This is a genomic window from Pseudomonas sp. MF09150 (assembly GCF_059862355.1).
The window spans coordinates 90476-113173 of the sequence record NZ_JCBCUS010000001.1 but is presented as its reverse complement, the minus strand read 5'-3'; the positions used below and the strand labels follow the sequence as shown (position 1 = coordinate 113173).

Below are 22698 nucleotides of genomic sequence, written 5' to 3'. Positions count from 1 at the left end.
GTGGCCTTTCAACGAATGGAGCGCCAGCGCAACAGGTGGCGGCTCAAAAGGGTAAACAGCAGGTTCATCAGGTAGCCGCAAAGGCCGATGCACAGCACGCTGAGCACAATGACCTCCATCCGCGAGCCGGCTTCGGCGTTCATCATCAGGTTGCCCAGGCCAGCCCCGGAAGACAGGAACAATTCACTGCCCACCGCCGTGACCCAGGCGAATGCCAGGGCGTGCAACACACCGGTGGCGATGCTCGGCACAGCGGCCGGCAGCAGCACATGACAGAACTGCTGCCAACGGCTGAGCACCAGCACCTGGCCGACCTCGCGGTAGCGCTGCTCGACGTGACTGAAGCCCTGGTAGGTGTTGAGCACCATCGGGTAAAAGGCGGCGAGGCTGACGATCAGCACCTTGGAGAACTCGCCATTGCCGAACCACATGGCGATCAGCGGGATCCAGCCCAGCATCGGCACCTGGCGGATCGAGTGAAACAGCGGGCCGATCAAGCGGTTGGCCAGGCTCGACAGCGCCATCAGCACCCCCAGCAGCACGCCGAACACAATACCCAGGGCCAGGCCGCTGCTGGTGCGCGCCAGGCTTGCCAGCAGGTTGACCAGCAACTCGCCGTTGCCCAGCAGTTCGAGCAGGGCGCTGCCGATGGTCGACAGCGGCACAAAGGCATAGGCGCCGGCGGCGTCCTGGCGCGACAGGTACTCCCAGGCGCCGATCAACAGCAGCGGCAGCAACAGGCCACGGGTTTTTCTCAGCCAGTGCAACATGGGCGGCTCCTAGCGGGTCTGCCAGCGGAACAGGTGCTGTTCCAGGCGGCGAAAGGTGAAGTCCAGGGCAAAGCCGATGACCCCGGTAACCAGGACCCCGACCATGACCACGTCGATGCGCAGCATTTGCCGGCCCATTTCAATCATCTGCCCCAGGCCGCTGTCGGCTGCCAGCAACTCGGTGGCCACCAGCACCACCCAGGCCCGGGTCAGACTGATACGAAAACCGGTGATGATCGGCGGCGCGGCGGCGGGCAGGGCGATTTCGCGGACCAGGGTCGGCCAGCGCAGGCGGTAGACGTCAGCCACCTCGAAGTAGCTGCGGGGGATGGCCTTGACCCCTTCGCTGGCGGCCAGGGCCACGGGGAAAAAGGCGGTCTTGGCGACGATGATGATTTTGAAGGTTTCGTCGATGCCGAACAGCAGCACGAACATCGGAATCAGGGCGATGCTGGGGATCTGGCGCAGGGTATGGAACAGCGGGCCGCAATACACCTCGACCTGCCTGGACAAGGCCATCAACACGCCAAAGGCCAGGCCGCTCAGGGAACCGATGGCAAACCCCAGGCCCAGGCGCGACAGGCTGTTGCCCAAGTGCTCGTACAGTTCGCCACTCGCCAGCAGCCCGGCAAACGCCTGCGCCACCTGGGCCGGCGGAATCAGCAAATTACGCGGGAAAATCCCGGCCGCGGCCACCAACGCCCATACCGCCAACAGCGCGATGGGCGAGATGAGCCAGGTCAGGGCAGTCAATACAGAACGGGTACGAAAGGCCATGGCGAGTCTTAATTCAGCGAAGTACCCCAGTGCCTTCGCAAGAGCTGTGCCACTCCGGATCCGTAGCTGCGCCGAAGGCTGCGTTAGGCCTGGAGAGGGCCGTGTTTTTTCTGGGAGATCACGGCGTCAGGGCTGGCCAGCGCCGCCTTCGGCAGCGGCTACAAGGGCCTGTCGTGGACCTGTAGCCGCTACCGCCAGGCTGCGCTGTCCCTGGAAGGCACCGTGGTTTTTGGACGTGTCGGGAAGGGGTGGTGCCTGGCCAGCAGTGACTGCTGCCTGGGCAACACCCCGTCAGCAGTCAGAACTCGTAACTGACGCTGGTGTAGTAGAACGCGCCCTGGGCGCCTTCGGGGCTGGTGGTGGAATATTTGGGGACGCCGTACAGCTGCACGCCGTCGGACTTGTCCGGGTGGCTGTCGAACAGGTTGATCGCACCCACCGATACTTTCAGTGCCTTGTCGAAGGTGTAGGACAGGTCGAGGTCAGTGACCCACTGCGGGCTGTAGGTCTGGTCCAGGGTCGGGTTGGTCGCGTTCAGGCTCTTCCACTCGCCATAACGCCGCTGGGCCACCGTCAGGCCCCAATTGTCATACAGCCAATTGGCGCTGAGGATCAGCTTGTTTTTCGGCGTGCCGTCTTCGATCAGCCCCTGGGTCGTGCGGCCGATGATCTGCGAGCCCTGGATATTGCCGACATCGCGCAAGGCGGTGATTTTGGTGTTGTTCTGGCTGATCCCGCTGCTCAGGTTCAAGCGCCCCCATTGCGCTAGGTCCAGTTGATAGTTGCCGGTCAGCTCGACGCCATCGGTGCGGGTATCGGCCACGTTGGTGTAAAAAGCCGCGCTCTGGATATTGGCGTAGGGCGTGCCGGCAAAGATCGGCGACACCACCGAGGCCGGCAGCTGGTCGGAGAGGGTGATGCGGTTGTCGATGTTGATCCGGTACGCGTCCAGGGTCACCGACGCGTTGGGCAGTGGCCGCCAGACCAGGCCCAGGGAGTAGTTGGTGGACTCCTCGGGCTTGAGCGCCTTGCCCCCGAGCAGCGCGGCTTCCGGGCTGTTGGCGCGCAGGGTGCGTTGCTGCACCTCTACATAGTTGCCGCTGCCTGGCGGTTGTTCGACCACCTGCACGCTGAACGAGGACATGCCGCTCTGCACCAGCGACGGCGCCCGGTAGCCGGTACTGGCGGTGGCGCGGGCGGCGATCTGCGGGGTGAAGTCATAGCGCAGCGACAGCTTGCCGTTGGTGGTGTCGCCAAAGTCCGAATAATGCTCGGTGCGCACCGCGACACCGGCCTGGAACTTCTCGGTGACCTGGCCTTCGACGTCGATGTAGGCCCCCAGCACCTTGCGGTCCAGGGACGCGGCGTCGACCTGGGTGATTCCCGAGTAGTAGCCCGGAATCCGTCGGCCGGTGATCGGGTCGATGCTGTTGAACAGCGGGCCGTTCTGCCAGCCCGCGGCTTCACCGGCGCTCAGCTCGTAGTTCTCTTTGCGCCAGGCCAGGCCGGCGGACAGGGTCAGCGGCTTGAACAGCAGGTCGGTGGGGAAGTCGCGTACCCAGTCCAGGGTGATGTTGGTCTGATCGGCCTCGCGTTCGCCGGTGTAGATCTTCTCCGGGCTGCTGACCCCCCAGCTCGGGTTGATCGCATTGCGGTCGGTGGATTTGACGCTGTTGTCACCGTGGTTCAGCGCCAGGTCGAACTTGCCCAGTTGCTCGGTTTCATAGCGCAGGCCACCGGTGACCGCGTAGTCCTCCAGGGTGTAGCGGGTGATGGGCACGCGGCCGTCGGGGAAGCGCGCCAGGGCGACGCTGCCGTAGTTGTTGCGCAGGCTGGTGGGCGGGTCGAAGAAGTTCTCGGCGTCGCTGTTCTTGTGGGAGTAGGTGGCAAAACCGTAGGCGGTCAGCCCTTCGCCCACGCCGATTTCGCTGTTGGCGGTGACGTTGTACTGGTCCGAGATATTCGCCGCCCCCCAGCGCCAGGTGCGGTTCGGGTTGTTCTGCTCGCGCGGGGTGTTGATGCTGGTGGAGCCGGGGTAAAAGATCCGGTTGTCGGGGTTGGTGTCACTGGCCGGGTCCTGGCTGCCGGCGTCGAAACTCAAGGTCAGGAAGCCGTCGTTGGGCAGGGCGAAGCCTTTCCAGCCGCTGAGCTTGCGCTGGATGCCGTCGCCCTTGTCATAGCCGCCAAAGCGATAGCCGAGGTTGCCGCCGTCGTCCTTTTCCTTGAGCACGATGTTGATCACCCCGGCAATCGCGTCGGAGCCGTACTGGGCGGCTGCACCGTCCCGCAGGATCTCTACCCGCTGGATAGCGCTGATGGGGATCAGGCTGAGGTCGACTGCCGCGGCGCCCCGGCCGTTGACCAGGCTTTGCCGGGTAACGTTGGCACTGGTGTGGCGGCGTTTGCCGTTGACCAGCACCAGCACCTGGTCGGAGGCCAGGCCGCGCAGCGAGGCGCCCTGGGCGATGGATCCGGCGAAGGCACCCTGGGGTGACTGCGGGAAGCTGAAGGACGGCGACAGTGCGGTCAGCGCTCCGGACAGATCGCTGGCCCCGGTCTGCTGCAGTTGTTCGCCGGACAGCACGTCCACCGGCGCTGCGCTTTGCAGGGCAGTGAGGTCGCTGCGGCGGGTGCCCAGCACCACCACCGTGTCCAGGTGGTCGCCGCTGGCGGCGGGTTTGCTTGAGGTTTCGGCAGCGAAAGCAGGCACGGCAAGGCTGCCGATGACCAGCGCCACGGCGCCGGCCAACGGATTGCGATGGAACATGGAAAAATTCCTTTTTGCTGAGAACGGGCGTGTGCAGGAACCGGCCGTCGGTAGCGGCCTTGCGAGCGGCATCCCGCCCGGCTGCTCCTGCAGGGTTATGTGGATGCCGGTGGCCCGGAAATCGCGGTGTACTGCCGGAGGGGGCAGGCCTTCAAGCCGATGCGCGACGTGAGGGCCCGCTCCAGCGGGGTGTATCGCCGCCGGATCAGAAGCGGCTGGTGACGCTCAGGCCGACGGTGCGTGGGTCGCCGTAGGTGATGACGTATTGGCCCAGGGTGCCGTTCGGCCGGCCATGCACTTGGTAGCGGCGGTCGGTGAGGTTGTTCACAAAACCGGTGACGCTGAGTTTTTCATCCGGGCTGTACCAGGTCAGGCGACTGTTGGCCAGGGTGTAGTGGGGCTGGCTCAGGGTCTTGTCGGCGCTGCTCTGGCGATCGGCGAGGAAGTACTCCTTGTCGCGGAAACTCACGTCGCCACCGGCCACCAGCTTGCCGCCGATTTCCAGGGGGAAGGTGTAGTCCGCGCCCAGGGACACCACGTTGCGCGGCGAGCGCACGAAGCTGTTGCCGCTGTAGTCGCCGGTGACCGCGCCGGTGGTGGGGTTGGTGTTCTTGAAGTCGGTGTATTCGGTGTCGAGGAACGACACCGCCGCCCGCAGGTGCAGGTAATCGGTCGGCTGGCCTTCGAGTTCCAGCTCGGCGCCCTTGACCTTGCCCGAGGCGCCGTTGGTCAGGGCCGTGGTCAGCACCCCGTTGTTGACGGTCAGCAGATTGACCTGGATATCCGAGTAGTCGTAGTAGAAAACGTTGGCGTTGGCGGTCAGGCGGTGATTGAACCACTCCGACTTGAGGCCGATTTCATAGGCGTCCAGTTGTTCCGGATCGACCGTGGTCAACTGCGCCAGGCTGGTGGAAAGGCCCGTGTTGAAGCCGCCCGAGCGGAAGCCATGGGCATAACGGAAGAACACCCGCACATTGTCATTGATCCGGTATTCCGGGGTCAGGTCGTAGGTCCAGGCTTCCCAGGTCTTGTCTTCCTGGCGGTTGCCGTTGGTGCCGCTGCCGCCCAGGGCAATCAGCGGGCCGTTGGCCGTGGCGCGTGTCAGTTGGGTCAGATCGAGGTCGATGTTTTTCTTTTCCTGGGTCCAGCGCAGGCCACCGGTGACGGTGAAGTTGTCGGTGAAGTCGTAGGTCAGGTTGCCGAACAGCGCGTAGCTGTCGGTCTTGTGGTCGTAGTTGAGGTCACGCAAATCGGTGACGCCACCAATCTGGTTCGAGCCGGTGCCATTGGGCGTCGGGCCCGGGGTGATGATGCGCTGGGCCGAGCTGTCGAGGTCTTCGTGGAAGTAATGCGCACCGAGCAACCAGCGCAGGGTTTCCTGCTGGGGCGAGGCCAGGCGCAGTTCCTGGGAGTACTGGGTGTACTTGTTGTCGGAAATCGCCGCGCCGTTGACCTCGTAGGGCGTGTAGTCGGCGTCGCTGGTGGAGCGCCCGCGAATGTAGTCATAGGCGCTGATCGAGGTCAGGGTGTAGTCGCCCAGGTGCCAGTTCAGGGTCAGGGACGTGCCGTCATGATCGAGCTTGGCATCTTCGTTGGTATTGAGCGCGATATTGCGCCCGTTCGGCCGCTGATAGCCGACGTTGTAGTAACGCCCGACCGGCAGCGAACCGTTGCTGCCATCGCCCTTGAACTCACGGCTGTGGATCTTCAGCAAGGCGTCGAGGTCTGGGTTGAGCTGGGCCAGGAACTGCAGGCGCACGGCTTTCTTGTTGACGTCGCCATAGGTGTGATCGTCGGTGAGGTTTTTCTGGAAACCGTCACGCTCCTCGGAGTACAGCGAGATCCGCGCCGCCAGCTTTTCGTCCACCAGGGCACCGCCCAGGGCGCCGCTGAGGATGCGTTCGTTCTTGCTGCCAAAACCGATGGTGCCGAAGCCGTCAGTGTCGAAAGTCGGCTTCTTGGAAATCACGTTTACCGCGCCTGCGGTGGTGTTCTTGCCATACAGCGTGCCCTGGGGCCCGCGCAGGATCTCGATACGCTCCAGGTCGAACAACGGGCCGCCACCGGCAATCGGCGCGTTCAAATACACGTCGTCGGCATAGATTCCCACCGGGAATACGGTGGCGGCGCCGGTATCGCCGGTACCCAGGCCACGGATGTACCAGCGCGGACGGCCGTCACCGTCGGGGTTCTTGGCCGAGGCGTTGGGAATAAAGGTGGTGATGTCGCCCATGGCGCGCACGCCGTCGGCGGTGATGCTGGTGCCCTGGACCGCCGAGACCGCCACCGGAACCTCTTGCAGGGTTTCTTCCCGGTGCTGGGCGGTGACGGTCACGGTCTTCAGCGCAGGTTCGCTGCTGGTCTTGCTGTCGGCCTCGGTGCTCTCGGCCGCCAACGCCAACTCGCTGACAGCGCCGCCTGCGAGCCATAACGCAAGCCCGATGCTCTTGGTAAGCGGATGAAGTTTATGCATGTGAATCTCCCCCGGAAAAGTTGTGCTACAGGGGCTAGAGCAGAGATCGTGCCAAGAGGTTTTTCAGGCTGGTTAGTTTTAATAAGCTATTGATAATAAAGGGAATAAATATTTGGCTTGGGCACTTTAAAGCCGTTTTTCAATAACCGGATTAGTGGGGTCCAGCCTGACTGAAATAGCGTGCCGATTAATCAGCAGAAGTTGCGTGGAGGCTGCTGCTGGAGCAGCAGCAACAGCGGTCGAGAATGCTGCTCCAGCAACAGGCTGAAGAAGAAAGGGGAGCCTAGCGATCTTCCCGGGTATGCCACAAGCGAAGGAGGTAAATCGTGGAGTCGACGAGTTCGTAGCGTATTTCATAGTGGCCGACCTGGATTCGTCGAACATCACGTGGTTCAAACTCCTCCAGCCGTTCACCCATTCGTGGGTTGGCCAGCAGTGAGGTCGGCGCCGCGGAGAGTTGTTGCACCGTGCGTGCCGCAGCGGGCTGATTAACCGTCGCTAGAAACTCATACAACCGTGCAATGTCAGTCAGCGCCTTATGTGTCCATTTCAGCTCCATCAGCGCGGTACCGGCAACGGAGTATCGGTGCTCAGGCTGTCTGCCCAGGCCTGGACTGCTTGATGATCAATCACGCGCCCGGCATCAACATCGCTCAAGGCCTCGCGGGTCAGGCGGCTGCGTTCTTCTTCCTGGTCTATCCAGGCAGTCAGGGCCTGCTTGACGATCCAGTTTCTCGAGCGTTCCAGGCGTTCAGCCATCATGTCGACTTTTTCCGCCAGTTGAATGGGGACGTGTGCGGTGACAGAGCGGGTTTTTACGGTGGTTGCCATGGCGGAATGTCTCCTGATCGGTTGGCGGCAAAAACGGAACATACTGTGCTGGCCTGCAACCATCGCAGCGCTTCGTCTAAACGACTATGAATTATTATGATTGATCATTAATCGTAATGAATCGGAATTCATCGGTAAGCGCCTGATCATGGACTTCGAGTCCGTAAATCTCAAGCCTCGGAGGGTTATCGGCAGACAACCGGAGCGCCTTGCGCGCACTCCGGCATGGGGGGAGGGGGTCAGACGGCGACGCGGGAGGTGGAGCCTATGACTTTTTCCAGGACGCTGAAGTCGATCCAGTCGCGTACGTCGAAGCGGCGCGGGATGAAATCCCAGCGGTGGAGGAAGTCGGTGAAGTCTTGCAGCGCTTCGATCGAACGTGCATCCAAGGTGGTGCGCAGGCGCCGGTGTGCATCTTCGCCGTAGGCTGCGGCCACCCAGTATTCGCTGGTGTTCAGTTCGCGAGCGAGAAAACGCCGGGTTTCCTCGGGGTTGGCCCAGGCCCATTGCTCGGTGCGCAGCACGGTGTCGACGATTTTCACGCTGGCGTCGAAATGTTCCTGCAACAGGTTGATGTCCACGGTCAGGGTCCGTGGCGTGCCGTTGTTGCTGCGGATCAGCGGGTCCGGGTGGGAGCCGGTGTCGACCACCACGTGCAAGCCGAACTCGTTGGCCAGGTGCACGGCATGGGCGCCCTTGAGGAAGATCGCGTCAATATCGCCGCGCAGCAGGCCGATCAGCTCGTTGTTGCGACGGCTGAAGCGGCTAACCCCGAGGCTGACTTCCGAGCCATACACATGCTGCTTCTGTTCATCGCTGTAGGTGCCGCCGTAGGGGTAATCCACCAGCTCGACGTCGGACACGTTCAGGCCTTCGAGCTTGAGCGCGTTCTCCAGGCCGCGCAGGGCCTGGGCGCGGGTGAAGTCGATCTGCACGTTGGCCCATTTCGGCAGGCCGAAGCGGCGGTTCTTCAGGTCGCGGATGCTTTTGACCCCGCTTTCGGCGGTGGTCAGGATCAGCTGCACCTCGTCGCTCCAGGACAGCCCCAGGACCCGGGTCTGCACGCCGCTGGCGTAGGCCCAGATCGCCGGGATGTTGCCGCCGTGGCGCACCGAGTTCTGCAAGTGGTGGTCGTAGTGCGCTTCGCGAACTTCCCGTTCGCTGGATTCGCGCAACGACTGGATATTGGTGCCGAACGGCAGGAACGCTTCCGCCAGGCGGCCGGACTGCACCGCGATGCCAAGCCCAGTGGGGACCGGGCTGTGGGTGTACCAGAGGGTATCGAGTGGTTTGCTCATAAGGGTCTTCAGTTCGAATCCATGAAACCCGGCGGGTTAGCCCGCCAGTGCGGTAGGGGTGGCCAGCAGCGCTTCCAGCGGCCGACGGTCGATCCAGTCGCGAACATCGAAGCTGTGCGGGATAAAGCGCCAGCGATGCAGGAACTGGGTGAAGTCCTGCAACGCGTCGATGGCCTGTTCATCGAGGGCGGTGCGCAGGCGCAAATGGGCGTCTTCGCCGTAGGCGGCATTGACCCAGTACTCGCTGCTGTTGGTTTCCCGGGCCAGGTAGCGCCGGGTCTCTTCGCCGTGGGTGTGGGCCCACTGCTCGGCGCGCAGCACCGAATCGAGAATCCCGCTGGCCACGTCGAAATGCCCGTCGAGCAGGGCCAGGTCCACCGCCAGGGTGCGCGGCGTGCCGTTGTTGCTGCGGATCAGCGGGTCCGGGTGGGAGCCGGTATCGATCACCGTGTGCAGGCCGAAATCATGGGCGTGCTGGGCGGCGCTGGCGCCCTTGAGGAAGATCGCATCAACCTCGCCGCGCAGCAGCCCCACCAGTTCCAGGTTGCGCCCGTTGCCCGGCTGGGCACCGACCGGGGTGCCGCTGACGGTGCGCACCGGGGCGTCGCTGAAGGTGCCGCCGTAGCGGAAGTTCACCAGCTGCAGGTCGCCGACTTGCAAGCCTTCGAGCTTGAGCGCGTTCTCCAGGCCGCGCAGGGCCTGGGCCCGGGTGAAGTCGATCTGCGCGCCGGCCCAGTCCGGCAGGCCGAAACGCCGACCCTTGAGGTCCTTGACGGTTTTGATGCCGCTGTCATGGCGGGTCAGGATCAATTGCACTTCATCGGCCCAGGACAGGCCGATCACCCGGGTCTCGCGACCTTGGGCCCGGGCCCAGATCGCCGGGATGTTGCCGCCATGGCGCACCGAATGGCGCAGGCTGTGATCGAAATGTGATTCACGTACCGCCTGGTCGCTGGACTCGCGCAGCGACTGGACCTGGGTCCCGAGGGCGCCGAGGGTGTCTTGCAGCCAGCCTTTCTGCACGGCGATGCCCAGTCCGGTGGGGACCGGGCAGCGGGTGTACCAGAGCGTATCGAGGGGTTGGGTCATTGCGGGCTCTCCGGTGGCGCTCAGGCGCTGGCTTTAAGGTGGGGGGCGGGCGCGGGTTGCGCGACCGGGCGCTGGTGCACCAGGGGCAGGACTTCCTGGCCGATGCGCAGGGCTTCTTCCAGGTGCGGGTTGCCGGCCAGGATAAAGGTCGAGAACCCGGCATCGCGGTACTCCACCAGGCGTTCGGCGATGTTCTGGTGGCTGCCCACCAGGCCCACGGTCGGCCCCGGCTTGGCCTTGGCGAAACCGGCCCAGAGGTTGGGGCCGATGATCAGGTCGTCGAAACGGTCGATGTTCTGGTGGTAGGCGGTCTGGCGCGCGGCGCCCACCGAGTCGGAGCCGCTGGTGAACCCCTTGGCCACCACGCTGCTCTTGCCTTCGAGCTTGTCGAACTGGCGGCGCAGGTCGGCCCAGGCCTGTTCTTCGGTTTCCCGGGCGAACAGGTCGACCCGCAGGCCGAAGCGCACGCTGCGTCCCTGCTTGTCCGCCAGCTCGCGCACGCGCTCGATGTGCGGCTTGAGCTTGTCCACCGGCTCGGCCCAGTTCAGGTACACATCGGCGTGCCTGGCGGCCACGTCCAGCGCAGCGTCGGAGAACCCGGAGAAGTACACCCCCGGTTTGCGTTCATGTTGCAGGCCCGGGGGCAGGGCGCCGTTTTCCAGCTGGAAGATATCGCCGTCATAGGAGAAGCGTTCGTTCTCCCACAGGCCCTGGATGATGTCGAGGAACTCGCCGGTGCGCTTGTAGCGCAGGTCATGTTCGAGGAAGTCGCCATTGGCGCGCTGGCTCGCGGGGTTGCCGCCGGTGATGATGTTCCACTCCAGGCGCCCGCGGCTGAGGTTTTGCAGGATCGCCGCTTGCTGCGCGGCGTAGGCCGGCAGGGTCCAGGTGGCCTGGAACGCGATCAGGAACTTGATGCGCCGGGTCTCACGGGCCAGGGCTGCGGCCACCACCCAGGGCTCCGGGCCAGTGGGCAGCAGGGCGCCTTCGAAGCCGGCCAGTTCAGCGGCCTTGGCCACCTGGGCGATGTAGTCGATGTAGGTGAAGTCGTCGGGCTCGCCATTGGGCAAACGGCCCGGGGCAATGTTGCCGGGGCGATACTGCGCGCTGCCCCGGTTGTGTTTGTCGGTGCTCAGCTGTGGACCGTCGGTGCCCAGCGGCAGGCGCCAGAAAAATTCAGTGCTCATGGATGCTCCTGATTCAGTAACGCGTTGCGCCGCGCGGGTGCGAGGTCGCCGTGCCAGGGTGAGTGCAACGGCCATGCCATGGGCTGCCCTAAGCGGTTTCGGCCAGCAGGGCCGCAGGTTTTAGCGCAGTACTCGCAACGCTCGCCGGCCGGGGTGCGTCTGTAGCAACACCCCGTCAGCAATCGCTGCTGGGCGTGCAACAGCCTGATTAATCCCCGACACGGGCCCGAACAGCGCAGCCTGCGGCAGCGACTACAGCTGTAGCCGCTGCCGAGCCCGCGAGGCTGAGCTGGTCCGGACAGGCGCCTTGCATCTAGCTGATGAATCACCGACATAGGCCCGAACAGCGCAGCTTCTGGCAGCGGCTACAGGGCTTTTAGGCGGTGGTGGCGCTGATTTCGTCGATGCTGGCCCCGGTTTCGGCGCTGCGCAGGTAGGTCTGGTACAGCGCCGCATAGGCGCCGCCCTGGTCGATCAACTGGTGGTGGGGGCCTTGTTCCACCAGGCGCCCATGGCGGATCACGGCGATGCGGTCGGCGTCGCGGATGGTCGCCAGGCGATGGGCAATGATGATGGCGGTGCGGCCCTGACACAGGCGGCGAAAGGCCCGCTGGATGCGGCGTTCGGTGTGGATGTCGACCGCCGAGGTGGCCTCGTCCAGCACCAGCACCGCCGGGTCCGCGAGGTAGGCGCGTACCAGGCACACCAGTTGCCGCTGGCCATGGCTCAGGTGGCTGCCCAGCGGCCCGACTTCGGTCTGGTACTGATGGGGCAGGCGCTCCAGCACCTCGTCGGCGCCCAGTTCCCGGGCTGCGGCAATCAGCGCGGCATCGTCGGCATGGGGCGCGGCCAGGCGCAGGTTGTCGAGGATGCTGCCGCTGAACAGCACGTTGTCCTGCAACACCACCCCAACGCTGCGCCGCAGCTCGTGCTGGGCCAGGTCGCGAATGTCGATGCCATCGAGCTTCACCGCCCCCGACTGGACCTCGTAAAAGCGCGTCAGCAACTGCACCAGGGTGCTCTTGCCATGACCCGAGGGGCCGACAATCGCCAGCACTTCGCCCGCTGCAATCTCCAGGTCCAGGTCATTGATCACCGGGGTCTTGGCCGCGGGGTCATAAGCGAAGCGCACACGCTCGAAACGCACCGCGCCCCGGGCCCGGCCCAGGCTGCGCGGCTCCGGGATGTCGTTGATCTGCGGCTTGGTGTCCAGCAGCAGGAAGATGCGCTGGGCCGAGGCCGAACCGGTGGCGTAGCGTTCGAACAGGTCCGACAGTTCCTGCAATGGCCCCAGAAACAGGAACACGTAGAACAGGCTTTCCGCTACCTGGCCCACCGTCACGTCCGCCTGCGCCAGGCCGTAGCTGCCCACCAGCAACAGCACAGCCATGCCCGCCGAGCTGAGCAGCGCGGTAAACGGCGCGAACCAACTGGAGCGCAGGCTGCCGCGAATCAGCGCCTGATTGAAATCGTCCAGCAAACCGCGGTAGCGCCGCAGGTTCGGTGTCTCCTGGGCGCACTGTTGCAACATGCGCGCGCCGCTGACGCTTTCCACCAGGTGCGCGGTAAAGCGGCTGCGGTTTTCCGCGACCTTGGCCCAGTTGCGCTGGGAAATGCGCTTGAAACTCCAGGTTGCCAGCACCAGCAAGGGCACGGTGGCCGCCAGGCTGAGAAAGAACCGGGGCTCGATGCGCCACAGCATGACCGAGGCCAGGCCGCAGCGCAGCAGGGCCCCCAGCAGCTCCGGCGGGCCCTGGATCAGCAGCGGTTCGAGGCTGTCGACATCGCGGTCGGCGCGGGAAATGATGCGCCCGGCCTTGGTTCGGTCGAAGTAGCTGACACTCAGTGACTGCACATGGGCAAACACCCTGACCCGCAGGTCGTTGAGCACGCGAATCGCCGCGCTGCCGGCCACAAACTGCGACAGCCCGGCCAGCAGGAAGCGCCCGAGCCAACTGGCCGCCAGTCCCAGGCCGAGCCACAGCACCAGACGTTCATCCAGCAACCAGTGCTGTTCATTCAGCACCAGCCCACGGTCCAGCAGTTCGCGCACGAACCACGGCCGCAGAAACACCGTGAGCACCAGCAGCACTTCGATGCCGATCACACTGAAGATCTGCCCGCGGATCGGCCCCAGCAATGGCAGCAGCCGGCTGAACATGCTGCGGTCCAGGGCTTTCCTGGCCAGCAGTTCTTCGATTTCGATATCGCTCAGGGCCTTGCCGGCGATTGGATTAGCCATGGTCGATCCCCAACAGGTCGCGGTAGTCCGGATTGCTGTGCAGCAGTTCGGCGTGGGTGCCGCTGGCGGCGATTTTTCCGTGTTGCAGCATCAGCACCCGGTCAGCCAGGAGAATGGTCGACAGCTTGCTGGAGATCACCAGCAGGGTGGTGGCGCGCCCCTGGTTGCGGCGCAACTGACGGATATTGTTCAGCACCTGGCGCTCGCTGATGGCATCCAGGGCACTGGTGGCGTCGTCAAGGCAGAGAATGTCCGGGGTGCCGAGCAGGGCCCGGGCCAGGCTCAGGCGCTGACGCTGTCCGCCGGACAGCGTCACCCCGCGATCGCCCAGGGGCGTGGCCAGGCCCTGGGGCAGGCGTTCCAGCACATCTTCGGCCGCAGCCAGGCGCAGGCCATGGCGCAACTGCTCATCGCTGGCCTGGGGCGCGCAAAGGCGCAGGTTGGCAGCCAGGGTGTCGGAAAACAGAAAGCTTTCCTGGGGCACCACGTGCACCCGCCGGCGCAGCTCACTCAGGTCGAGCTGGCGGATGTCGTGCCAGCCGGCACTGTCGGAGCCCAGCAGTAGGCGCCCGGCGCTGATGTCGCTTAGGCGCGGCAACAGGCTGGCGAGCAGGCTCTTGCCAGTGCCGGTGGCGCCGACCAGGGCCACGATCTCTCCCGGCTGCAAGGTCAGGCTGCACTGGTCGAGGATGTTCAGCCCGCCACCCGGGGCGCTGACGCTGACCTGTTCCAGCTTCAGGCCCAGGGCGCTGTCGGGCAGGCGGGCGCTGCCGCTGCGGATGGCCGGTGGCTCGTCCAGCAGTTGCCAGATGCGTTCGGCGCTTGCGCGGGCGTCGGCGAAGGTCTGCATCACCCGGCCGATGCCTTCGATGCGAAACACCAGGGTGGTGGCGATCAGCAGCGAGGTCACCAGCTCGCCGATCCCCAGTTGCCCGGCGGCCACCAGGTGCGCGCCGTACACCAGGATCCAGACATGGCCCAGGGCGACCACTGCCTGGGGCAGGGGAATGCGCGAACTGGAGTAAGCCAGGGCCTGGCGCGCATGCCCGGCAAACAGCGCCACCTGGCCGGCGAAGCGCTGCACGCGGCTGTGCTCGAGGCCGAACGACTTGATCACCCGCACCCCGCCGATGCCTTCGCTGAGGTCCTGGTTGACCCGGTCGTAAGCGGCGCCCACCGCGCGGTCCAGGCTGACCAGGCGCTCGGTCTGCAACACAAAAATGCCCAGGCCGAACACCGTCAGCAACAGCGGCACCAGCCCCAGCAACGGGTTGTACCAACTCAGCAGGCCGACCGTGGCCAGCACCACCAGCGGGGTTTCCACCACCTGGCGCCAGAAGCTGATCAGGGCATCGCGCACCTTGTCGGCGTCGCGGGTGGTGCGGGTGATCATCTCGCCCATGCCGTGCTGCCAGTGATAACCCAGGTGCAGGCCCTGGACCTGAGCCAGGATGCGCTCGCGCAGGCGGGTCAGCAGTTCCTGGCTGAGCACCAGGGACAACACGCTGGCGGCGTATTGCAGCACGCCACGGCCCAGGGCCACCGCCAGCATCAGCCACAGCCAGTACCAGCCGAGGCTGGCGTCCAGGCTGCCATCGGCCTGGCGCAGCACCGCACGTCCGGCGCTGACGTCATTCACGGCATGGCCGATCAGCCATTGCTGCCAGACCAGCCCCAGGTTGACGGCGATGTACAGCGCGGCCACCAGGGCAAAGCGCCAGGGCATTTCCCGGTAGATCGCCAGGCTGCGCAAAAGAGGGTGTTTTTCGATCATGAAAGGCTCGTTGCAAGGAGGAGGGGCTAAATCGGTGGCCAGGCGTGACGCGGGCCGGATCCCGCGCCACACAGCGTCGGCAGGTCAGCTGCGGGTGGCGCCCTGTTTTTCCTTGGCATTGAGGATTGCGGTGTATTCGCCAGGGTCGACGCCGTTGAGGTAGTAGTTGCCCACGTGGTGCAGGCGCCAGCGGATCGGGTCGTGGGTGGTGTGGACCCGGGCGTTGCGCCAGAAGCGGTCGAGGTTCCATTTGCTCAGTGAGGAACTGGCCCCCAGCAGCGAGAAGATGTCGCTGGAGATCTTCAGCGAGGCGCTGTCGGAATGGGCGCGGGCGGTGGCCACCGAGAGAATCAGCTCGTCTTGCAGCTCTTTGTTTTCCGGGTCCAGCTCATGCTGGTCGAAAACCCGCGCCGCATCGCGCAGCAAGGATTCGGCGCCACGCAGCGCCACGGCGTATTCACCGATCTGCTTGATGATGTGCGGCTCTTCATTGGCGAAATCCACACCGCTCTCGACCCAGGGCCGGGCGTGGTGCTTCAGGTACTCCACCGCTGCACCCAGGGCGCCGGCGGCGATCCCGGTATCGATGGCTGCGTGCAGGATCTGCGGGAAGGTCAGGCCCGTGCGTTTCATCGGCCCCTTGCGCTGGGAAACGAAGCGCTCGTCCAGCTCGATGTTGTCGAAAATCACGGTGCCGCTGACCGAGTTTTTCTGGCCGAAGGCGTCCCAGTCGTCGACCAGGGTCAGGCCCGGGGTATTGCGGTTGAGCAGCACCCCGGCGCCGCCGTCTTCGCTGGCCGCGGTGAGGGAGATCCACTCGGCCAGGTACGAACCGGTGGAGTAGAACTTGCTGCCATTGAGAATCAGCTTGCCGTCCGCCCGGCGCTCGACCCGGGTCTTGAGCGCAAACTTGTTCTTGCCGCCGATTTCCGCGAGGGCGTTGCCGAAGCGCTTGCCGGCCAACACATCGCTGATCAGGCGGTCTCGGACCTCATCCGGGTAGCCATTGAAGATCCCGCGCAGCATCACGTTATGGATCTGCAGCAACTGGCCGACACCGCCGTCGGCCACGGAAATCAGGCGCACGGTTTCAACAATGGTCTGCACCGAGGCGCCCAGGCCGCCAAAGGCCTTGGGCACGCCGATGGCGGTCAGGCCACTTTCCGATAACAACTGTGCCTGGCGCCGTGGCAACTGGCCGTTGGCCTGGCTGTCGGCGGCAATCTCGGCAATTTCCCTGGCTATCTCCCGGGCTACGGCAATGGCCTCGGCCTCGCTGTGCAGGAGGCGCACGGGGGCCTGTTCTTGCAACGGTTGCGTGGCGGGGTTGGGTTCGACGGTGCTCATTGCATTACCTCTGTTAAGGGATCTGATGCCGCCCTGCAGGCGCTTGATGCCTGCGCCTACCCAGGGCGGCTGGGTGAAACAGCCTTGAGCAAGTTCTGCGCCAGGGCGTTTTTAAAACCCCGAAAAACCCCTGCAAGCCACAGCCGGCGGGGCCTTTACCCTGGGTGCAGGGCGTCTGTCAGGCCTCGATTGCTGCTGGAGCAGCAGTGCCCGGCAGGCTGCTGCTCCGGCAGCAGCAGTCGGCGTGCAAAGCTGCTGGCAGGCCAGCAATCGGCCGCAGGGAATTGTCAGGGGGAGGGCGCCAGGCCTTGTAAAACGGGGCTTTGCGCTCTTGGCACGGGCGCTGCAATAGCCCAGGCAAGCCATCCACCTTGGCCAGCAGTCACCACGACTGCCTTGACCCGCCACAGGAGCTCGCCATGACGCTTGCCGCCACACTCGCCGAACCCGTTGCCCAGGCCGCCCTGGAACAGATCTGGTTCACCCGTTGCCCGGTGCCGACCGCCTCCGGGATCGCCTACAAACTGGGCTGGCTCAGCGAAGAATTCGCCGCCGACGGCCTGCCGGTCTCAACCCTGCAGGAGGCCCGCCAGCTGGGCCATCACCACTACGATCACCAGTTGCCCGGGCTGTTTCGCGAAGGCGGCAATGTCCCGGCCCTGGCCGCGCGTGCCGCCGGTTCACCGAGCCGGCTGATCGGCCTGACCTGGATCGAGGAGTGGCAGACCATCCTCGTGCGCCCCGACTCCGGGATCCGCAGCGCCCAGGACTTGAAGGGCAAGCGCCTGGCCCTGCCGGCGTGGGGCGACAGTCGTCCGGGCAGCATCGCCCGGGCCATGAGCCTGCACGGTTACAAAGGTGCCTTGAGCCTGGCCGGCCTGAGTTTCGACGACGTCGAGCTGGTGGAAGTGGCATTGCAGAACCAGGAGCAGGCCGCCAACCCCCAGGAAGGTTTGCAGCGCCTGTGGTCAGGCCTGGACTACCTGGTGCGCGGTGAAGTCGACGCGGTGTACGTCAAGGGCGCGTCGGCCGCTGACGCCGCGCGGCGCCTGGGGCTGGTGGTGGGCATTGATCTGGACCTGATCGCCGACCCGCGCTACCGCATCAACAACGGCACGCCACGGCCGATCACCGTGCACCAGAGCCTGCTGGACAACCATTTCGAGCTGGTGGTGCGCTTTCTCGCGCAGACCCTGAATGCCGCCGACTGGGCCGCCAACAACCGTGAGGCGCTGAACGCGATTCTCGAAGAAGAAACCCGCGCCGGCAGTGCCGGAGTGGCCGAAGCCTATCGCGGCGCCTTCCACACCACCCTGGCCCCGGACCTGTCGCCCCAGCGCCTGGAGTTTCTCGGGGTGCAAAAAGACTTCCTGTACCTGCACGGCTTCCTCGAACGCGATTTCGCCATCGCCGACTGGGTCGACCCGCGCCCGCTGCAAGCGGCCCATGAACTGCTGGCCAAACGCCGCGCCTGACCCTGAACCCAGCCTTTACCTCAATTCCTGTCGGAGAACTGCCATGACCGTACTTATCCATGAACAACCCATCAGCCAAGAACTGCAGAGCTTTATCGATCAGGTGCTGATCGACGCCGAAGAAGCCTTCACCGTGTTCCGCGAAACCAACACCATCACCGCCAACGGCACCGTCGGCTTTATCGAGCGGGTGCCGGGCCAGGAGTTGCTGGTCTCGGTCAACTACGGCGGGCCGTGGAACTACCGCAAGCCGCTGCAGGCCACGGTCACCGACTTTGCCGGCAAGGTGATTTTCGGCAAGGGCAAGGGCGGCCTCGGGCGCTACACCAAGCTGTTCCAGACCCACCCGGACGTGACCACCGTGTCCCACGTGCACTCGCCGTACCTCGGTGCCTGGGCCCAGACCCACCGCACCCTGCCGTTCAACTACGTGCCGGTGCAGCGCTACCAGCTGGCCCGGGAACTGCCGGTGTACATCGATCGTCGTCAGCCAGAGGTGGACTTCATCCTCGACAAGATCGCCGAGAACCCCTTCAACCTGGCGATTCTCGAGGCCAACGGCGGCTCCACCGTGTGGGGCAAGCAGGGCCTGCGCGCCACTGCCGAATTCATCCTGTTGCTGGAGGAGGGTGCGCAACTGCAACTGCTGGCCGATGCCCTTGGCGGCTCGCGCCCTTACGGTCCCGGGGTGCTGACCCAGCAATGGAAAATGAGCGGCCTGTTCGAGCGCGCCACCGAACTGGGCCTGGTGCCGGCCATCGATCGCCGAAACTGATCGCGGTCGTCCACTCACTTTCAAGGAAGCATGACCATGGCGGTAAAGATTCTCTGGTACCTCACCACCCCCGATGGCCCCTATCCATGGGAGCCCGAAGGCCGCTGGAGGACCGACTTCGAACACCTCAAGCAACTGGCGGTGGCCAGTGACCGGCTGGGCTACTACGGCTCGTTGCTCGGCTCCAGCCCCAATGAAAGCCTGGCGGTGTCGGCGGCCCTGATCGACGCCACCCAGCGCCTGCGCTTTCTCGTGGCGCAACACCCGGGCGAGCTGTCGCCGGCGGTGTTGGCCAAGTGGGCCCTGACCTTTGACCAGTTTTCCAACGGCCGCCTGCTGTTCAACGTGGTCAATGGCAATGACGCGGGCCTGGCGACCCTGGGCGTGCATTACCCCCATGACGAGCGCTACGACTTCAGCCTCGAATACTGGCGCGCTTTCCAGAGCATCTACGCCGGTGAAACCGCAGGCTACGACGGCCGTTACGTCAAACTTGCCGCGCGCTCGCCAGGCGCCGCCAGCCATCCCCTGGGCGGCTGGCATCCGCCGCGGCAGAAGCCGGGCATCCCGCTGTGGGGTGCCGGCACCTCCGGCCCCGGGGTGGCGCATTCGGTGCAGTTGCTTGACGTCTACCTGAGCTTCGCCAACACCCCGCCCAAGCTCGGCGACAAGTTCCGCAAAGTGGCCGCTGAAGCGGCCAAGATCGGCCGTGAGCTGACCTTCGGCACCCGTCTGCAAATCATCGTCCGCGAGACTGAGGAAGAAGCCTGGGCCCACGCCGAGAAACTGCTGCAACGCACCTCGCTGCAAACCGCGCGCAACGCCATCGAGCGCCAACTGCCGCCCGGTGCAACCCTGGACAGCTTCCACAGCGATGACCCGCAGACCCAGCGCAATGTCGATACCATCCGCGCCGGGCGCCTGCCCAAGGCCCGGGACCTGGAGATCTACCCCAATGTCTGGCTCGGCCCGAGCCTGTTCGGCTTCAATATTCTCGGCCCGGCCGCCGGCACTTACCTGGTGGGCAGTGCGCAGCAGGTGGCTGAACGTATTCGCGAATACGAGGCCCAGGGCACGTCGGCCTTTATTCTTTCGGGCTTCCCGTTGATCGATGAAGCGCACCGGGTGGCGGACCTGCTGTTCCCGCTGCTGGACCTGGACCATGGCTTCGAGGTGCCGCGACTGGGCGTCACCCCGGTGGCCAAGGCCCAGCCCAGCGCCGTCGAAGCGGTATAGGGGGGAGGGCCATGAGTGAGGCATTTTCGCGGCGGATCTTTCTCGGCAACAGCCTGGCCGTCGGTGGCGGGCTGCTGCTGGGCAGCAGTCTGCTCAGCGGTTGTGACGGCGGCACAGCACCCGCCGACAGCGCGGCGCTGCTCAGCAGCACACCGGTCCAGGGTGGGCGCTTGCGCATCGGCATTATCGATGGCGACCAGTCCGGTAACCTCGACGCGCACAAGCCGGTGGGCGGCGGAATCATTCGCGGCTGGGCGCTGTACAGCAAGTTCTGGGAATGGAACCGCGACGTCAGCACGCGCCTGGCCCTGGCCGAGTTCGCCGAACCCAATGCCGATGCCAGCGCCTGGACCATTCGCATCAAGCCTGGGCTGGAGTTCCACCACGGCAAGAGCATTGGCGCCGATGACATGCTGTTTTCGATTCTGCGCCTGACCGACCCGAAACTTGCCTCACCCTTTGCCGGGCTGGTGGGGGCCATCGACCGCACGGCCCTGCGCAAGCTGGATGCGCGCACGATCGAAATCCGCTTCAAGCAGGGCCAGAGCTTCTTCCCCCTGGATGAAACCCTGATCAGCTTCGGCGGCATCGTGCCCACCGACTATGACCCGGTGACCAACCCGGTGGGCGCCGGGCCGTACAAGCTCAAGAGTTTTATCCCGGGCCAGCGCTCGCTCTACAGCCGCTTCGAGAATTACTACAAACCCGGCCAGCCCTATGCCGATGAACTGGAGATCATCGAATTCAAGGACCAGGTGTCCCGCGCCGCCGCCCTGCGCGCCGGGCAGATCGACGTGGCCAGCGGAGTGCAGGCCGAGCACAGCGCGCTGCTCAAGGCCGATACCCGGCTCAAGCTCTACGTGTCACCCAGTACTTCATTCACCGGCTTCAACCTGAACCTGGCCAAGGTGCCGTTTCAGGATGAGCGGGTACGCCAGGCATTCCGCCTGCTGGCCGACCGCCAGGAACTGGTGGACCGCGGCCTCAACGGCTTCGGGCGGATCGCCAACGACCTGTATTCGCCCCACGACCCGACCTACAACCATGCCATCGCCCAGCGCCCCCATGACCTGGACCAGGCGCGCTCCTTGCTGCGCCAGGCCGGGCAGGACGGGTTGCGGGTCGAGCTGACCACCACCCCGGGGCCAGGGGTCAATGCCGCGCTGGTGTTCGCCCAGCAGGCGAAAAAGGCCGGGGTCGAGATCAAGGTGACCCAGGTCGACGGCTCTGTGTTCAACGGCCCGCAGCGGGAAAACTGGCAGTTGTCGCCCGGCGCTACGCCGGCCCGGGGTTTTCTCGCTTCGGCGCTGCACAACGATGCCCCCCAGGCGATCTACAACCGCAGCAACTTCCACGACCCGCGCTTTACCGCGCTCTACCAGCAGGCCCTGGCCCAGCCCGACCTTGCGCTGCGCAAGCAGTTGGTGCATGAGGCGCAAGGTATCCAGCACCAGCGCGGCGGCCTGCTGATCTGGGGCTTCAATGATGTGCTGGATGCGGCCTCGACCCGAGTCGGCGGCTTGCAGCCGGAACAGACCACCTTCGCCTCCTGGCGTTTCGACGAGTTGTGGTTGAACCATGCCTGAGCCGACTGTTGCCAACGCTTCCTGCAAGACCCCACGCACCCCGGCCTGGCTGGCCTGGTTTATCGGGCGCCTGGGCTATGGCCTGCTTACCGCCTGGGTCATCAGCCTGGTGGTGTTTATCGCCACCCAGGCGCTGCCCTCGGACCCGGCGCGGGTGATCCTCGGTCCTGATGCGCCCCTGGAAAGCATCCTTACCCTGCAACGCCAACTGGGCCTGGACCGGCCCATCCTCGAGCAGTACCTGCGCTGGCTGGGCTCGGCCCTGAGTGGCGAGCTGGGGGTGTCCCTGGACTCCAATGCGCCGGTGGCCGACATCCTGTTCGGGCGTTTCGGCTACACCCTGGCCCTGCTCGCCGGGGTCATCGCCCTGGTGGTGCCGCTGGCGTTGCTGGTGGGGGTGTCCCTGGCCTTGCGCCGGGACAGCCGGGTCGATCGCTGGAGCCTGTCGCTGCTGATCTTTCTCAAGGCCACCCCGGGCTTTCTCCTGGCCATCGGCCTGGTGCTGCTGTTTTCCATGCCGCACATGGACCTGCTGCCGGCGGTGTCGATCCTCGACCCGGACAAATCCCTGCTGCGCCAATTGCAGTTCCTGGTGTTACCGGTGCTGGCCCTCGGCCTGTCCGCGCTGCCGTACCTGACGCGCATGGTGCGCGCCTCGATGATCGAAGTCCTGGAGTCGGACTACGTGGTTGCCGCACGGCTGCGGGGCATTCCCGAGCGGCGCATCGTCTGGCGCCATACCTTGCCCAATGCCCTGATCCCGGCCATCCAGGGTGTGGCCCTGACCCTGCGCACGCTGATCGGCGGCGCGTTGCTGGCCGAGGTGATCTTCAGCTACCCGGGGATCGGCACCTCCCTCAACTCGGCGATCCAGATGCGCGACCTGCCGATGATCCAGGCCATCGTGCTGCTGATCACCCTCGGTGTGGTGCTGATCAACCTGCTGGCCGACCTGTTGACCGTATTGCTGACCCCGAAACTGCGCACTGCGCGCCGGGTGACCATGATTCGCCGCAACCGCCGGGGCATTCAGCCCTGGTGGCGGCGTTCGCCCTCCAAAGCGCCTTGAGA

Annotated in this window: 17 protein-coding genes; 5 read left to right on the top strand and 12 right to left on the bottom strand. The window is 65.0% G+C overall.

All coding sequences use genetic code 11. The features are described 5' to 3' along the window. Positions 1-8: 8 nt before the first annotated feature. The 12 genes from AC19YX_RS00465 to AC19YX_RS00410 all read right to left on the bottom strand — a co-directional run bounded on the left by AC19YX_RS00465 (position 9) and on the right by AC19YX_RS00410 (position 16555). A complete protein-coding gene (locus tag AC19YX_RS00465; protein ID WP_078473406.1) occupies positions 9-770 on the bottom strand; it encodes an ABC transporter permease in 762 nt (253 codons plus the stop codon). 9 nt (positions 771-779) lie between these two features. Then, complete coding sequence (locus AC19YX_RS00460) at positions 780-1547, bottom strand: ABC transporter permease (RefSeq protein WP_500605388.1); 768 nt, start codon at positions 1545-1547, stop codon at positions 780-782. Between the two features lie 298 nt (positions 1548-1845). Beyond that, positions 1846-4314: a TonB-dependent receptor plug domain-containing protein gene (locus AC19YX_RS00455; RefSeq protein WP_078473404.1), complete on the bottom strand. Its 2469-nt coding sequence runs from the start codon at positions 4312-4314 to the stop codon at positions 1846-1848. A gap of 205 nt (positions 4315-4519) precedes the next feature. After that, on the bottom strand, positions 4520-6787 hold the full coding sequence (locus AC19YX_RS00450; protein ID WP_500605387.1) for a TonB-dependent receptor: 2268 nt from the start codon (positions 6785-6787) through the stop codon (positions 4520-4522). A gap of 283 nt (positions 6788-7070) precedes the next feature. Next, complete coding sequence (locus tag AC19YX_RS00445) at positions 7071-7346, bottom strand: type II toxin-antitoxin system RelE/ParE family toxin (protein ID WP_500605386.1); 276 nt, start codon at positions 7344-7346, stop codon at positions 7071-7073. After that, positions 7346-7618, bottom strand: coding sequence for a CopG family ribbon-helix-helix protein (locus AC19YX_RS00440; protein ID WP_078473401.1), 273 nt, complete (start codon positions 7616-7618; stop codon positions 7346-7348). The genes AC19YX_RS00445 and AC19YX_RS00440 overlap by 1 nt, the downstream gene beginning before the upstream one ends. A gap of 239 nt (positions 7619-7857) precedes the next feature. Then, positions 7858-8916 carry an ABC transporter substrate-binding protein gene (locus tag AC19YX_RS00435; protein ID WP_078473400.1) on the bottom strand — a complete coding sequence of 353 codons (1059 nt, stop codon included), beginning with the start codon at positions 8914-8916 and terminating at the stop codon, positions 7858-7860. Positions 8917-8952: 36 nt separating this feature from the next. Continuing rightward, positions 8953-10005, bottom strand: a complete 1053-nt coding sequence (locus AC19YX_RS00430) for an ABC transporter substrate-binding protein (protein ID WP_500605385.1) — start codon at positions 10003-10005, stop codon at positions 8953-8955. Between the two features lie 20 nt (positions 10006-10025). Further along, entirely contained in the window at positions 10026-11192 is a 1167-nt protein-coding gene (locus AC19YX_RS00425; protein ID WP_020297916.1) for an LLM class flavin-dependent oxidoreductase, read from the bottom strand. A gap of 376 nt (positions 11193-11568) precedes the next feature. After that, complete coding sequence (locus AC19YX_RS00420) at positions 11569-13434, bottom strand: ABC transporter ATP-binding protein (protein ID WP_500605384.1); 1866 nt, start codon at positions 13432-13434, stop codon at positions 11569-11571. Next, positions 13427-15208, bottom strand: a complete 1782-nt coding sequence (locus AC19YX_RS00415; RefSeq protein WP_500605383.1) for an ABC transporter ATP-binding protein — start codon at positions 15206-15208, stop codon at positions 13427-13429. Before AC19YX_RS00415 ends, AC19YX_RS00420 begins: the two co-directional genes overlap by 8 nt. Before the next feature lie 84 nt (positions 15209-15292). Next, a complete protein-coding gene (locus tag AC19YX_RS00410; protein ID WP_421546813.1) occupies positions 15293-16555 on the bottom strand; it encodes an acyl-CoA dehydrogenase family protein in 1263 nt (420 codons plus the stop codon). 419 nt (positions 16556-16974) lie between these two features. On the opposite strand from AC19YX_RS00410, the gene AC19YX_RS00405 reads away from it, so the two are divergent. The 5 genes from AC19YX_RS00405 to AC19YX_RS00385 are packed head-to-tail and all read left to right on the top strand — an operon-like array spanning position 16975 to position 22696. Next, positions 16975-18030: an ABC transporter substrate-binding protein gene (locus AC19YX_RS00405; protein WP_421546812.1), complete on the top strand. Its 1056-nt coding sequence runs from the start codon at positions 16975-16977 to the stop codon at positions 18028-18030. Between the two features lie 43 nt (positions 18031-18073). Then, a complete protein-coding gene (locus AC19YX_RS00400) occupies positions 18074-18805 on the top strand; it encodes a class II aldolase/adducin family protein (protein WP_078473394.1) in 732 nt (243 codons plus the stop codon). 36 nt (positions 18806-18841) lie between these two features. Continuing rightward, a complete protein-coding gene (locus AC19YX_RS00395) occupies positions 18842-20041 on the top strand; it encodes an LLM class flavin-dependent oxidoreductase (RefSeq protein WP_500605382.1) in 1200 nt (399 codons plus the stop codon). An 11-nt stretch (positions 20042-20052) separates the two neighbouring features. Next, a complete protein-coding gene (locus AC19YX_RS00390) occupies positions 20053-21627 on the top strand; it encodes an ABC transporter substrate-binding protein (protein ID WP_500605381.1) in 1575 nt (524 codons plus the stop codon). After that, positions 21620-22696 (top strand): ABC transporter permease, encoded by a 1077-nt coding sequence (locus AC19YX_RS00385; protein WP_500605380.1) that lies wholly within the window; start codon positions 21620-21622, stop codon positions 22694-22696. The genes AC19YX_RS00390 and AC19YX_RS00385 overlap by 8 nt, the downstream gene beginning before the upstream one ends. Positions 22697-22698 lie beyond the last annotated feature (2 nt).